This window comes from Nocardia sp. NPDC001965 (genome assembly GCF_053594175.1).
On sequence record NZ_JBSFDZ010000003.1, the window covers coordinates 309379 to 322509 of the forward strand.

The following is a 13131-nucleotide window of genomic DNA, read 5'->3' on the forward strand; positions in this document are numbered from 1 at the left end:
CCGCCCGCATCTCCGAGCTGAGACGCGGCGGGCCGGCGGATACCGGATCAGGAACCGATCGCGGCGGAAAGCTGCCCGGGGTCGATCGGGTTGCCGTCGAGGAAGATCGACGGCGTCGACCGGATTCCGCTGTCGAGAATCTCCGATGTGTGGGCCCGGACGAATTGACGGTAGGTGCGATCCGTCACGCAGCGGGCGAACTCCGGGGCCGTATACCCAGCACCCCTGGCGATTTCGACGATCGCGCTGTCGGGCAGGCCGTCACCGCCCTCCGTGGGCTGGTGCTCGAACATGGTCTGCAACCAGCTCCGGTAACCGCTGGGATCGGATTCGGCGGCGCAGAACGAGGCGTTGGCGGCCCGGCTCGAGTACTCGGTGGACGACGCGTGGTCGAGGAAGGCGATTATGTCGTATTCGGCTGCAACAGTTCCCGCGTCCACCGCGTCGGTCAGCAGCTGACCGTAGTTCGCCTCGAAGCGCCGACATGCCGGGCACTGCAGGTCGGCGACAATTCGAACGGTCCGCGTGGCGGACGGTGCCCCGATTCTGATCGCGCCGGCCTCGGTGATACTCGCCGTGACCCCGCCCGGGGCGGCGCCCGGCTGTGCGGCGATGACGGGTGTCGGCCCCGGATCGTCGCGCTCGGCCTTCTTCAGCGCCACATTGATTCCGATTGCCGCGATGAGCCCGACCAATACTGCGGCCACGGCCGTTTGGACGAGGATCCGGCGGGTCCGGTCCTCCTGTCGCGCTGCGGACAGTGAGTTCTGCTGTTTCGTAGGTCTGTTCACCGTTGGTCCTTTGCCTCGATATGGGTGTGGGGTCGACGGGGCCTACGTCCGAGGTCCCGCTCGGTGGACAACCGAGGTCGGTGTCCACCCGGAGCGGTCCGGCCGGAACCTCCGGCCGGACCGCCGAGCACCGTCGCGTTACCGGAGTCCACGCCGACCGTGCGACAGCGTCGCCGCCCGGGCGAGTGCTACCGACGACGTGCCGGAATGCGCAGTACCGGGAGGGAAGACGTGGACCGTCCCGGAATCGGAGTCGCCGTCCCGCCACAACTCGACCAGGGTCTCCCGTGCCCGGGCGACGCGGGAGCGGATCGTGCCGACCGGACAGTCGGCGGCCGCGGCGGCCTCGGCATAGGTCAGCCCGAGGATCTGGGTCAGCACGAATGCCGCACGGCGATCCTCGGGAAGACGACCCAGGAAGTCGGCGACGACCAGATCCTCGCCCACATCGCTGTCGTGACGGTCGGGCCGCTGCTCGATCGCTGCTTCCCAGTCCGCGCCGCCGGCGGCGCGGGGGCGTGCCGAGGCATTGCGCAGCCGATCGATCACCGCGCGCCGGGCGATCGACAGCAGCCAGGTACGCGCGGTCGAACGCCCGGCGTAACGCGGCAAACTACCCATCGCCCGCAGGAAGGTTTCCTGGGTGAGATCGTCGGCCGACTGCACATCGGTGAGGTGGGCGACGAAGCGCCAGACATCGGCCCGGGTGCACCGGACGAACTCCGCCAGCGCGGTTCGGTCGCCCGCCCCCGCGGCGAGGGCCAGTGCGGTCAGGTGCTCATCGGTCTGCACGGTCGCCCACCTGGTGACGGCCGGACGACGGCGCCGGGTCGGGTGGGAGACAGCGTGGCCGCCCGCATCCGGGCAGCAGGAAATGCAATTTGTCCATCACAGCAAGCTTCTGATCGGGACGCAGCCGTGGACGGCATCGCGATCGCGCCGGTTTCCGCGCACGCATTCGCCGCGGCGGTGCGGTGCGGATATCAGGGGATCGCGTCGCCGTCGGTGCTGCGCCGGTGACGATGTTTCCGCCGCGCGCACCGGAAGTACCCACCGTCCGCGGAATTCACGGGCGAGCTCGGCCGGCAGTCATGCCGTCGCGGCGGAATGTGAAAGAAGGGTGATCGCGGCCCCGGGTGGGCCCCGGCGTGCCAGGAGGTGCCGCAGGAAAACGACCGCTCCCGCTGGTTCGTCCGCTCCGTCGGCCGGTGGCGCGGACATCGCCGGACAGGTGCCGGGCAGTGGTAACAGCAGCAGCGGAACCAGGATTCGCGTGAAAAGGGCCGCGGCGAGTGAGTACGCGACGCGTTCGCCACACCACAGCCAGATACCGCACAACAGAGCCGTCAGACCATGTGCCACCAGCATCGCCGGGGTTCGTGTCTCGGCCAGTCGCCCCGCGGCCTCGGTGTGGCCGGTGTGCGTGCCGGCGGGGTCGGCCGCGAACCACAGGTGCAGGAGGCCCTGACCGGCCAGCAGTGCTGTCGTGATCGATACCGGCCCGCGTTGCCGGTCGGCGACCGACCAGGCCGCGGCCGAGACGAAGCCGACCGCGAGCGCCAGCGTCGACAGGGAGACGGTGTGCGTCGAGGTCAGTGCGTGCCCGGCGACCGACAGTAGAACGCAGATCAGCGCGAAGACCCACGCACGGAATGCCCGGGCGAGTGGCGAACGGTGCGCTGGACTGGTCATGGTGCCGTCTATCGTCGCACCTCTGCGGGACGGGCGACGCGTGGGGCGCGGGACAGCTGGGTGCTCGTCTCCCCATCGCGTGCGGTAGCGGCTCGGTCACGTCCCGCTACGACGTAACCGGTTCTTCTCGGCGCGCTTTCGTTTCCGGCGGCTTGCCGGGTCCGTGGTGCGCTTGCACCGCTTCACGACGGCGGGTGCGCCGGGAACCGGGTGAAGTTTGTGAGCCACACCACGGGAACCACCGGTTGCCGGCGCGCGACTACTGCGAGGAGTGGGCCGAGGCCCGCGAGCGGTGAACCGAGCGAGGTGGGTACGTGGCATGACGAGACGACGAACGCTCGACGATGCCGCGGATGTTCCCGGCGGGCATCAGGACTCGGCGGCCGGCGCCGCCGCCGGATCGACTTCCGCTCCCACCCCGTGGAAACGGCCGTCGGCGAGGTGACGTTCCACGGCCGTTCGTAGCCGTTGTGGACGCCGCAGCGCCGTGTGGAAATCGCCGGCTCCGCCGACGACAGCACTGTCGGCGATCGAGATCGTGCCGCCGGGCCCATCCGGGCACCCGGCGGCCGGTGCGGCCTGATGAGGGGCCCGCACACTCTGGTGGCGGTGTTGGCGCACAATGCCGCCACCAGAGCACAGCAACCGGCGTTCATCGATCCGCGGAAGACGCCGGCCGCCGCGAACCCGGCCCGATATGTCCCGGGACACCCGCCCCGGGGGCGGCATTCAGACGAGCGGAGTGCGGCGCCCGCCGCCCTCGCCGTCACCGGCCGCGACCACATCGTCTTCGGCTCCGACTGGCCGTTCAGCGCGGCCACCCTGCCGCAATCGGGAAACAACGATCCCGCGCCCCGGCTGAGCGAGATCTTCGATACCGACCGGCGAATGGAGATCGAATGCCGCAATCCGCTGCGGCAGCTGCCGCGTCTCGCCGAAGCGGTCGGCGGTTGAGCGGCGTGCGCCCTGTCCGGCGCTCACGTCTCCGACGGAGGTAGGAATCAGTGCGTCGCGTCCCGGAGCAGGAACCGGGCGACCTGTTCGACGAAACCGGGGGCCGTCATCGTGGCGTTGTGGCCCTTTCCCGGCACGGTGGCCGACCGCGCGTCGGGGATCGCCGCGACCACTTCGCGGACATACTCGGGCGGGCAATTGAAATCACGCTCACCGGCTATGACCAGAGTGGGTGCCTGGATGGCCGGCAGCAACGGACCCAGATCCGCGTCGGCGATCGCCCGCAGCGTGACGACGGCATCGTGCGGATCCCAGTTCCGGCCGCTCCCACCCGGTCCGGCGAGCCAGGCCGCCGTGCCCAGGACCGCCCTGGCCACCGGGTTCCGATACGAGCTTCGGACGAGCGACCGCATCGCCGCTCGCGGCTCCCCGGACTGCGCGTGCTCGACGAAAGCCTCGCAACCCGCCCGCTCGCCCGGGCTGAGGCGATGCGCGATCCCGCCCACCACCAGTCTCCGCACCAGCGCGGGATGGCGGGCGGCGAGTGCCGCGCCGATCATGCCGCCGAGCGAGTAGCCCAGCACGTCGACCGGTTCGGCGAACCCTGCCCGGACGGCGGCGGCAGCGTCGTCGGCGAGATCCGCCACGGTGGCCCCTGTGGCCAAGCCTTCTCTGCGGTTGATCCAGTGGAGTCGGAAGTGTCGGGTGAGCCCGGCCACGGCATGTAGCGATGCGCGCCGTTCCCAGCCGTCGAGCGGCTTGTTGTGTACTCCGAACCCGGGCAGGTAAACCAGCGGCGGGCCGTCTCCGGCCGCCATATACCAGGTGTCGGGGGTCGGTCTGCCGGTCTCGATGTTCTGCCGACTCATCCCTGTCCTCCTCGAAACGGCCGATCCCGGTAACGGGACAGCGTCGGCCGGGTGCGTGTGATCGTATCGCTGCCCAGCGCCGCCGATCGCGATGCGGCCGCGGTCGTTCGACGACGGATACACATCCGTTCGGGTGGGCGGCTAGGTTGGTGTGGTCGCCGCATCGCGCACTTCGGGATCGGGATCGGCGGCCAAGCGGGCCAGCAGTCGGCGGGCTCGGCTACCGCGATAGTTGTGCAGCGCCACCGCGACGGCGCAACGGACCTCCGGCGAGGCGTGATCGATCAATTCCGCGATATCGGCGACATCGCCGCGGCTCCGGCGGGCCAGGCCGTAGAGGGCGTCGATCAGCTCGTCGTCGTTGTCCGCATTGCGTAATTGCGCCAGCAGTTGAGGTTTGGTGGGATCCGGGGGTTCGAGAGGGAAGCGCCGGCGCAGGTCGGCGGCCCGGTACTCGCCCCGCCCCAGGCACGCCGGACAGGTACACGGACGGCGGCCGTGCGCATCCGGGTGATAACGCCATCCCGTCACCTGCCGCACCCGGCGGATCCGATGCAGCTCGGCGGGAGCGATCGATCGAGGGACGACGATCTGGTAGCCGCGTGGGTCCGGCGCCCGCTGGATCACCGAGACAGCCTCGGCGGCGGTCAGCTCCGTACCGGCGGTCGAGTAGTGGCCCACGAGGACGGGTTCGACATCGGGTATCCGGAAATGCACCGCGCTGATCAGCCGCTGCCCGCCGCGGCGCAGTTCACGTAACCACTGATGGGACAACACATAGGACGGCAGCACCGGCATACAGAACACCCCGGAACGACTCGCGGTGATCCCTGCCCGCTGGATTCGCCGGACGTTCTTCGCCGGAGTCAAGTGCATCAGCAGGACCACGGGACAAACCCTAGCGATCCGATGGCGTGCGCTGCGCCCCCGGTGCCGGTTCCGCGCCTGTATCGCGGGCCCGGCCGGGTCACCGCAGCCGCCGAGGTTGACCCTGACCCTGCGTCAGGGTCGGAGGCTTGTCGTATGACGAACGACATCACTGCCCCGGCCCGCCCCACACCACCGATCGGCGAGTTCCGGGAGATCGACGCCCGCCGCATTTTCGTGCAGCGGTCGGGTACCGGCGGACCCGCGGTCGTGTTCCTGCCCGGTGCGGGCGCGGTCGGGCTCGACTATTTCGCTGTTCAGCAACAGGTTTCGCAATTCACGACGGCCGTACTCTACGACCGCGGCGGGACGGGTTTCAGCGATCCGCAACCGTTGCCACGCACCGCCGCCGCGGTCGCCACAGAGTTGCGCCGGCTGCTCCGCGCCGCGGACGTCGTCGCCCCCTACGTGCTCGCGGCGCATTCGCTCGGCGCCTGCTACGCGCATCGGTTCGCGCAGTTGTACCCGCGGGATGTGGCGGGCCTGGTGTGGCTGGACGGCCTGCATCGCGATTGGGACGAGTTCATGCCCGTATCGGGAAGCCTGGCCGAGGTCGAGCGGACCGCGGCCGACCCGGAACAACTCGACGGGATGCGTACCGTGCTGCGCGAGATGCGAGCCGACGTGCCGGCGGGCTACCCGGAGCACATCTGGCACGCGTTGATGGATGCGAAGGTGAGTGCGGAATGGATGGCGGCCGGTGTCGCCGAACGGTCCACCCCGGCCCGCCTCGCCGCCGAACTGCGCGCGGGGCCGGGCGTCCCCGATGTCCCGGTGATCGCGCTCACAGTGGTGGGGGACGACGCCGTGGGACAGGCGCCGGCCCAGCGAGAGTTCGACGACGCCAAGAAGCGAATGGACGCGGCCCTGGTGCGCGGGGTCTCATCCGGCGAACACCGCATCCTCACCGGCACGTTCCACCATCGGCTCTGCTTCGACTGTCCGGACGCCGTGGTCCGGGCGATCCGGGATGTGGTGGAGCGAGTCGCTCCCCGCTGAACCGCACAGGGCGCGGGCCCGGTGCGCCGCCGTCGCGGCCCGGCGCTATCGTCCTCTCCGAAGACTGGAGGAGGACGGTGCTCACGATCGGCCGGCTCGCGGCGACCGCGGGAGTGACCGTGCGTACCGTTCGGCACTATCACCGAATCGGCCTGTTACCCGAGCCCGAGCGCGACGCCTCCGGCTATCGCCGCTACAGCGCACAGGTGGCGGTGGATCTCATCCGGATCAGGACATTGGCCGACGCCGGTGTTCCGCTGGCTCGAATCGGCGCGCTGCTCCAGGCCCGGCCGGGCGAGTTCGCCGCCGCCGTCACCGAGATCGACGCCGAACTGCAGCGCCGGATCGACCGGCTCACCGAATCCCGGCGCCGCCTCGCCGACCTGGCGAGCGGCGAGAACCTGGTTCTGCCCAGCGCGGTGGTCGCGGTGCTGAACCGGATGCGCGGTCTCGGCATCAGCGAACGGCGGGTACTGGCCGAGCGCGATTCGTGGATCCTGCTGCAGGCGCTGGACCCGCTCGCCGTGCCGCGGCGGATCCGGGACAAGTCGGCGGGCTTCGACGATCCCGAGACGCTGCGGTTGTATCTGGCCTGTGACCGGGTGGTCGACTGGGATCCGCGCGATCCGCGCCTGGACCGGCTCATCGACGATCTGGACGCCTGGGAGGCCGAACACGAGCGGGCCGGCGGCCGGCCGGAGAGTCTGCAGCTGATCTCCTCCCGGATCGCCGAGGCGTCACCGGCCTGGCAACGCATTCTCGACGCCCTCGCCCACCGTGCCGGGCGGCGGGCAGCCGCCCGGCACGGGTGAGCCCGGCTCCGGTGCCGGTGAACTCGCTGTATACGGCGCACCGCGGCGCGCGGGCCGCGTACCGATACCCGCATCCGCCGGACGCTGGCCGACCGGCGGTCGTGGGCGCATGATCGATAGAACTTCACCTGCGATGAAGGAGGATCTATGCCCAACCCATCGGTCCACGTCGCATCGCTGTGGCAGGGCGAGAACATCTATCGCAGCGCACTCGGCTCGCTGACCAGGCTCACTGCCGACAACTTCCCGATCCTTTCCGGTCTGTCGATCAAACGCCTCACCCTGGCGCCCGGTGCCTTTCGCGAGCCGCACTGGCACGCCAATGCCACCGAGCTGACCTACTGCACCACTGGACAGGCATTGGTGTCGGTGCTGGACGACGGCAGCCGCTTCTCCTCGTTCCTCGTCACCGCGGGGGAGATGTTCCATATCGATTCGGGCGCGCTGCATCACGTCGAGAACGTCGGCGACACCGACGCCGAATTCGTCCTCGCCTTCCGCCACGAAAGGCCCGAGGATTTCGGCCTCAGCGCCGCCGTCGGCGCGATGACCGACTCCGTCCTCGGCAACACCTACGATCTGCCGGCCGCCGCTTTCGCCGATATCCGCCGCAGCACCACGGCCCGGATGGTCGCCCGGCGCGACGGCGACCCCGATATCCCGGCCGGCGCGCATTTCGGCGACCCGCACCATTTCGCGCTCGAGGCCATGCCCGCGCCGGTGGACTCGCCGGTCGGTTCGGCGCGGACCGCCCGCCGCCAGTTCTGGCCCGCCCTGCACGACATATCGATGTACTCGCTCCGGGTACGCGAGGACGGTATGCGTGAACCCCATTGGCACCCGGTGACCGCCGAGATGGGCTATGTACAGGAGGGGTCGGCGCGGATGACCGTCATGGACCCCGACGGGACCCTGGACACCTATACGGTGAACGCGGGCGAGGTGTACTTCGTCCCGCGCGCCTACCCACATCACATCGAGGTGATCGACGCCCCGAGGGTCCACCTGCTGATCTTCTTCGACCAGCCGACGCCGGCCGATATCGGGTACCGCGCGTCGATGAGCGCCTATTCGCGCAAGGTTCTCGCGGCCACTTTCGGCGTCGCCCCCGACGAGCTGCCGGAATTGCCGTTCACCCCGGTCGACCCGCTGATCGTGACCCGCGACAACCCGCTGGATCCCTGATCGGTGTCACCGTGGCGCGCGGTCACATCTGCTCGGGTCGCCAGGTCGATACCGCCCAGATGACCACCAGGTCCAGGGCGATGACCACGATCGACCACCACGGGTAGTAGGGAATCCACAGGAAGTTGGCGATGATCGACAACCCCGCCAGGAACACCGCGGCGATCCGCGCCCACAGCGCACCGGTCATCAGCGCGATCGCGACGAGCGCCAGCAGTGCGCCGAGAACGATATGGATCCAGCCCCACGTGCTGGTGGAGAACTGCAGAATGTAGTCCGGGCCGGTCACGAACAACTCATCGTTCGCCACGGCGGAGATACCCGCCAGGATCGACAGCACCCCGACCGCGAGCAGCAGTACCGCGGCCGCGATCGAGGTCACCGCGGCTACTCCGCGGGTGACCGGGGAACGCTCGGGTTGGGTCCTGTAGGTCATGTCCTGCCTTTCCGCGAATGGTCGACACACCACCCTCACGGGTGTCCGCGGTCGGCCACCTCACCCGGGGCGGGTGAAACCGCGGCATCCCGGAGTCCTGCCCACAGCCGGCGAAACGCCGCCGTATCCGGAGGTCGGAGTCCGTCGTACGCGGCTCGGTCTACCGTGCGGGCACGGCGTGTCACGGCCGGCGAGGAGCGTGGGAGGACACCGATGGACAACGACCGGCACACGCTGATCCACGGTCCGCTGTTCTCGCGCCGTATCCCGCTGAATCCGGATAACGCCGCCAGCCGTATCAGCGCCTACATCTACGGCAATATCCTGGTCCTGACCGCGTTGGTGCCGGTGGTGACCTCGGAAGAGCATATCGGGATCCTGGTGGTGCTCGGAACCACCGCCTCCACTTTCATCGCGCACAGTTTCGCCGAAACCGTCGGTGACAGTGTGCGGCAGCGCCGCACCGCGACGATGAGCGACCGGGTTCGCGAACTGCGGAACTCGGTGCCGATCCTGAGTTCGGCGGTACTGCCCTGCGCGATTCTGGCGACCGGTCTGCTGGGTTGGCTCGAGCCGCGGGCAGCACAGATTCTCGCCGAGGTGGTCGTACTGGTCCGGATCGGTGGGATCGTCTTCGTGATCGGCCGGTTGCGGGGCGAAAACCCCGGCCGGGCCTCGGTCGTCGCCGCGGTGCTGTTGACCTTGGTCGCGACCACCGTGGTGGTGGTGAAGATCGCTCTCTCGCACTGACCGCAGCCGCCCGGCCCGCTCAGATCTGCGGTTGCCAGGTGACCGCCGCCCAGATCACCACCACACTGAGCGCGATGACGAGTACCGACCACATCGGATAGTGGGGAAGGGACATGAAGTTCGCGATGATGGCCACCGCGGCCACCACCACCGCGGCGTAGCGGCCCCAGCGGGTGCCGAACATCAGGCCGAGAGCGCAGACGGCACCGATGACGCCGAGCGGTATGTGGATCCAACCCCACGCGGTCGAATCGAAGGCGTAGGCGTAGTGGGCGCGCTCGATATAGATGGCGTCGCGGGCGATCGCCACGATTCCTTCCAGAATCGACAGGACCGAGGCCAGCAACAGCATGATCGCCGCGACGATCGAGATCCCGGTGGCGACGCTCTGCTTCTGGAACGGCTCGGCCGGTGGGGCGTTCCGGGCTCGGGACTGCTCGGTCATGGCGCGGCTCCTCAACGTGGTCGAGATCCGATCCGGCGATTGTCGCGGCTCCGGCGGTGCCGAGCTTCATCTGTGGTGGGTGAACACGAAGCGACGTGTCCGCCGGGTCACACCGGTCGGCCGGAATAGTCCGCGCCGTGTGCCGGTTGAACCGACTGTCGGCGTCCGGACAGCCCCGGGCCTCACCCCATTCGTCGCTACGAGCGACCACTCGCCGAGAGGCGCTTGTGGGACGTCGGCACTGGATCGTCACACCAGGTGTGGTCGATCCGACGCCGCCAGGTGGTTCACCTGGCGGCGTTCTTCGTTTGCCGGGTCCGGCCTCGGGGGGTCAGCGGGCGGCGGCCGCGCGGCGGGCCGCGCCCACCGTACGTTTGGCGATGGCCCAGCGATGCACTTCGGAGGGCCCGTCGTAGACCCGGAACGGGCGGACCTCGCGGGAGAGCCGGGCCAGCGGCAGATCGTCGGAGACCCCGAGGCCGCCGCAGAGTTGGATACTGCGGTCGACGACGCGGAAGACGGCTTCGGCGGCGAAGGTCTTGGCGATGGATGTGGCGTTACCGGCCTGCTCGCCGTTGTCGAGTTCCCAGCAGGCGCGTACCAGCAGGGCGCGGGTCGCGGCGATATCGATCTCGTTGTCCGCCACCATCTGCTGGGCGAGCCCGAGGTCGCCGATGACCGAACCGAAACCTTCCCGTTCGGCGACATAGTCGACGGCGACGTCGTGCGCCCGGCGGCAGGCGCCGAGCCAGCGCATCACATGCGTCATCCGGGCCGGGCCGAGCCGGACCTGTGCGTATTCGAAACCGCGGTCGACAGCGCCGAGCACTGCCTCGTCGGGTACGAACAGATCCTCGAAGAAGACCTCGCAGTGGCCGCCGATCATGGAGCGGTCCAGTGTGTCGATATGGCGGCCGACGCGCAGGCCGGGCGTATCGGCCGGTGCGAGGAACATGGTGGCGCCGCCGCGCTGGCCCGGTTCACCGGAGGTGCGCGCCATGATGATGAAGAATCCGGCGCCGTCGGCACCGGTGATGAAATGCTTGTGGCCGTTGATCCGCCAGCCGCCGTCCACCTTCGCCGCCCTGGTGGCCAGAGCCGAGGGATCCGAGCCGGCACCGGGCGCGGGTTCGGTCATCGCGAAGGCAGAGCGCAGGACGCCCCGGGCCAGCGGCTCCAGATAGCGCGCTTTCTGTTCCGGGTCGGCGATATGGGCGAGCATGTGCACATTGCCCTCGTCGGGCGCGGCGATATTCAGCGCGGTCGGACCGAACAGCGAGTAACCCGCCTCTTCGAACACCGGTGCGCGGTCCGACATCGACAGGCCGTGCCCGCCGTACTCGACCGGCGCGTGCGGGGCGAACACGCCCGCCTCGCGGGCCTGTTCCTGCAGGGTGACCCGGATATCGTCGCCGCCGGCCGCGGCGATGTCCCCGCGGTTGTCGTCCTCGACCGGCAGGACCGACTCGCGCACGAATACGCGGGTGCGTTCCACCAGTGCCTCGACATCGGCGGAATAGGTCAGATCGATCGGCATCGAAGTCCTCCTGGCGTTCCCGCGGATCGCTGAGCCAACCGAGCGATCGCTCCGGATGAACACTCTCATCAGGGTGGATAAATGTCAAAACTGTGAGATGATCTGCACCGATACTTCCGCTGGGCGACCTTGGAGTGTTCGGTTATGCTGAACAGCATGCCGGATCCGATCACCGACGCGCCGTTGCTGCCGCATGAGGCGATCCGCGCGGCGCGCCGCGACGGCGGCTTATCGCTGCGCGAGGTCGCCCGGCGGATCGGAGTGAGCCCGGCGACGCTCAGCGCGCTGGAGAACGGCCGTACCGGCATCTCGGTGAGTCGTCTCACCGAGTTGGCCGCGGCCCTCGGCGTCCCCGCACCCGACCTGCTCGGCGGTTCCGGTGCCGTCGCGCCCGCCGGATCGGACATGCGCGAATCGGCAGGTGTCCGGGGCTGGCGGGAGTTCGGCCCGCCGGGATTCGATCCGGTGTTGACGGCCGCCATCGCCCTGTTCGTGGAGATCGGCTACCACGGCACCACGGTCCGTGCGCTGGCGCGCCGCGCGGGCACCAGTGTGCCCGGTCTCTACCACCACTACCGCGACAAGCAAGAAGTGCTGGTGCGGATTCTCGATCTCACCATGGACGATCTGCACTGGCGGGTCCGCGCGGCTCGCGCCGAGGGCCGGGACGGGGTCGAGCGGGTTCGGTCGATCGTGGAGGCGCTGGCGCTTTTCCACACCCACCGCCGGGAACTCGGTTTCATCGGCGCCAGTGAGATGCGCAGTCTGCGGCCCGCGGATCGCGCGCGGATCGCACGCTCGCGCAGTGAACTCCAGCAGATCCTGGACGAGGAGATCGCCGCGGCCACCGCTGCCGGGGCTCTCACCACCCCGAATCCGCGCACCGCGGGACGGGCGATCGCCACCATGTGCACAGGGATATCGCAGTGGTATCGCGAGGGCGGCGGGGCGAGCGCGGAGGAGATCGCGGCGCAGTACGGAGAATTCGCGCTCGATATGCTCGGCGTCGCTGTCCGGAGGTGAGTGTCGAAGCCGTGACCGCGCGTCCGTCGCGGCCCGAACGCCACGGTTCCCGCGGGCCCGGGTCAGCTCGGATCGAAGCTCTTCCGGGAAGCTTCGGCGTGGGCGACCCGTCGGAGCGCGGCCAGCAGGCTGTCGCCCAGTACGGTGCCGACCACCGCGCCCTCCACGATGTTGTCCGTGGAAGCCAATCGGGCGAGCGCCTCGATATCGGCCACCGCCACCCGGTCGGCGGATTCCGCGTAGGCGGAGAGGTTTTCGAGCGCCCATTCGTGCCCGACCGCCCGGTAGGTGCACAGCACCCCGGCCAGGGTCTCGATCAGCGACGAGCCCGGTGGCGGTTGCCAGCCACGTTCCGCCGCCACCTCGTCGATACGCCGTGCGACCCACTCGCGATCGGCTTCGGTGCCGGTTTCGGCCGGTGTTCCCGGGAGCCCGGGTTGTGCGGCGCCGAGTACATCGTGCAGTGAGGTTTCCGGTTCGTCGATCGCGGCCAGTACCTCCCGCACCGCGCCGACCGACAGGCCGGCCACCTCGACCAGCGCTCGGACGAGTTTGAGCCGGCGCACGTGTGCGGGGTTGTAGCGGGCCTGATTCGGGCTGGTCAGTTCACCCGGCGGGAGGAGTCCTTCGCGCTGGTAGTACTTGATCGTCGCGATCGCGACCCCGGACTCCCGGCTCAATTCCGCCATTCGCATCGGCTGTCGTCTCTCT

Annotated in this window: 14 protein-coding genes and 1 pseudogene; 6 read left to right on the plus strand and 9 right to left on the minus strand. The window is 69.3% G+C overall.

What is annotated here, in order from left to right:
- Positions 1-47: 47 nt before the first annotated feature.
- The 3 genes and pseudogenes from ACWCPQ_RS07940 to ACWCPQ_RS07950 form a co-directional block, all read right to left on the minus strand.
- Positions 48-791, minus strand: a complete 744-nt coding sequence (locus tag ACWCPQ_RS07940) for a DsbA family protein (RefSeq protein ID WP_449896029.1) — start codon at positions 789-791, stop codon at positions 48-50.
- A gap of 240 nt (positions 792-1031) precedes the next feature.
- A pseudogene (locus tag ACWCPQ_RS07945) lies at positions 1032-1583 on the minus strand (sigma-70 family RNA polymerase sigma factor); the annotation flags it as partial.
- 297 nt (positions 1584-1880) lie between these two features.
- On the minus strand, positions 1881-2483 hold the full coding sequence (locus tag ACWCPQ_RS07950) for a hypothetical protein (RefSeq protein ID WP_449896031.1): 603 nt from the start codon (positions 2481-2483) through the stop codon (positions 1881-1883).
- 582 nt (positions 2484-3065) lie between these two features.
- Between ACWCPQ_RS07950 and ACWCPQ_RS07955 the strand changes: the two genes are divergently transcribed.
- Positions 3066-3437, plus strand: a complete 372-nt coding sequence (locus ACWCPQ_RS07955; RefSeq protein ID WP_449896033.1) for a hypothetical protein — start codon at positions 3066-3068, stop codon at positions 3435-3437.
- 47 nt (positions 3438-3484) lie between these two features.
- On the opposite strand, the gene ACWCPQ_RS07960 is transcribed toward ACWCPQ_RS07955, so the two are convergent.
- Positions 3485-4306, minus strand: coding sequence for an alpha/beta fold hydrolase (locus tag ACWCPQ_RS07960; protein WP_449896035.1), 822 nt, complete (start codon positions 4304-4306; stop codon positions 3485-3487).
- Positions 4307-4447: 141 nt separating this feature from the next.
- Positions 4448-5194: a HEAT repeat domain-containing protein gene (locus ACWCPQ_RS07965; RefSeq protein WP_449896037.1), complete on the minus strand. Its 747-nt coding sequence runs from the start codon at positions 5192-5194 to the stop codon at positions 4448-4450.
- A 135-nt stretch (positions 5195-5329) separates the two neighbouring features.
- On the opposite strand from ACWCPQ_RS07965, the gene ACWCPQ_RS07970 reads away from it, so the two are divergent.
- The 3 genes from ACWCPQ_RS07970 to ACWCPQ_RS07980 all read left to right on the plus strand — a co-directional run bounded on the left by ACWCPQ_RS07970 (position 5330) and on the right by ACWCPQ_RS07980 (position 8229).
- On the plus strand, positions 5330-6232 hold the full coding sequence (locus ACWCPQ_RS07970; RefSeq protein ID WP_449896039.1) for an alpha/beta fold hydrolase: 903 nt from the start codon (positions 5330-5332) through the stop codon (positions 6230-6232).
- 77 nt (positions 6233-6309) lie between these two features.
- On the plus strand, positions 6310-7044 hold the full coding sequence (locus tag ACWCPQ_RS07975; protein WP_449896041.1) for a MerR family transcriptional regulator: 735 nt from the start codon (positions 6310-6312) through the stop codon (positions 7042-7044).
- Positions 7045-7191: 147 nt separating this feature from the next.
- Entirely contained in the window at positions 7192-8229 is a 1038-nt protein-coding gene (locus ACWCPQ_RS07980; RefSeq protein ID WP_449896043.1) for a cupin domain-containing protein, read from the plus strand.
- Between the two features lie 22 nt (positions 8230-8251).
- Here the strand turns inward: ACWCPQ_RS07980 and ACWCPQ_RS07985 are convergent, their stop codons facing one another.
- Positions 8252-8665, minus strand: coding sequence for a DUF7144 family membrane protein (locus tag ACWCPQ_RS07985; protein ID WP_449896045.1), 414 nt, complete (start codon positions 8663-8665; stop codon positions 8252-8254).
- A 213-nt stretch (positions 8666-8878) separates the two neighbouring features.
- Here ACWCPQ_RS07985 and ACWCPQ_RS07990 point away from each other — a divergent pair, with 213 nt between their 5' ends.
- Positions 8879-9415 (plus strand): hypothetical protein, encoded by a 537-nt coding sequence (locus ACWCPQ_RS07990; RefSeq protein ID WP_449896046.1) that lies wholly within the window; start codon positions 8879-8881, stop codon positions 9413-9415.
- A 19-nt stretch (positions 9416-9434) separates the two neighbouring features.
- Here the strand turns inward: ACWCPQ_RS07990 and ACWCPQ_RS07995 are convergent, their stop codons facing one another.
- Both ACWCPQ_RS07995 and ACWCPQ_RS08000 read right to left on the minus strand, forming a co-directional pair.
- Positions 9435-9860 (minus strand): DUF7144 family membrane protein, encoded by a 426-nt coding sequence (locus tag ACWCPQ_RS07995; protein ID WP_449896048.1) that lies wholly within the window; start codon positions 9858-9860, stop codon positions 9435-9437.
- A 331-nt stretch (positions 9861-10191) separates the two neighbouring features.
- The gene (locus ACWCPQ_RS08000) at positions 10192-11397 is read right to left on the minus strand and encodes an acyl-CoA dehydrogenase family protein (RefSeq protein WP_449896050.1); all 1206 of its coding nucleotides are present in this window, start codon (positions 11395-11397) and stop codon (positions 10192-10194) included.
- 156 nt (positions 11398-11553) lie between these two features.
- On the opposite strand from ACWCPQ_RS08000, the gene ACWCPQ_RS08005 reads away from it, so the two are divergent.
- Positions 11554-12420 (plus strand): TetR family transcriptional regulator, encoded by an 867-nt coding sequence (locus ACWCPQ_RS08005; protein WP_449896052.1) that lies wholly within the window; start codon positions 11554-11556, stop codon positions 12418-12420.
- A gap of 62 nt (positions 12421-12482) precedes the next feature.
- Here ACWCPQ_RS08005 and ACWCPQ_RS08010 read toward each other — a convergent pair whose 3' ends face one another.
- Entirely contained in the window at positions 12483-13115 is a 633-nt protein-coding gene (locus ACWCPQ_RS08010; RefSeq protein ID WP_449896054.1) for a MerR family transcriptional regulator, read from the minus strand.
- Between the last annotated feature and the right edge of the window lie 16 nt (positions 13116-13131).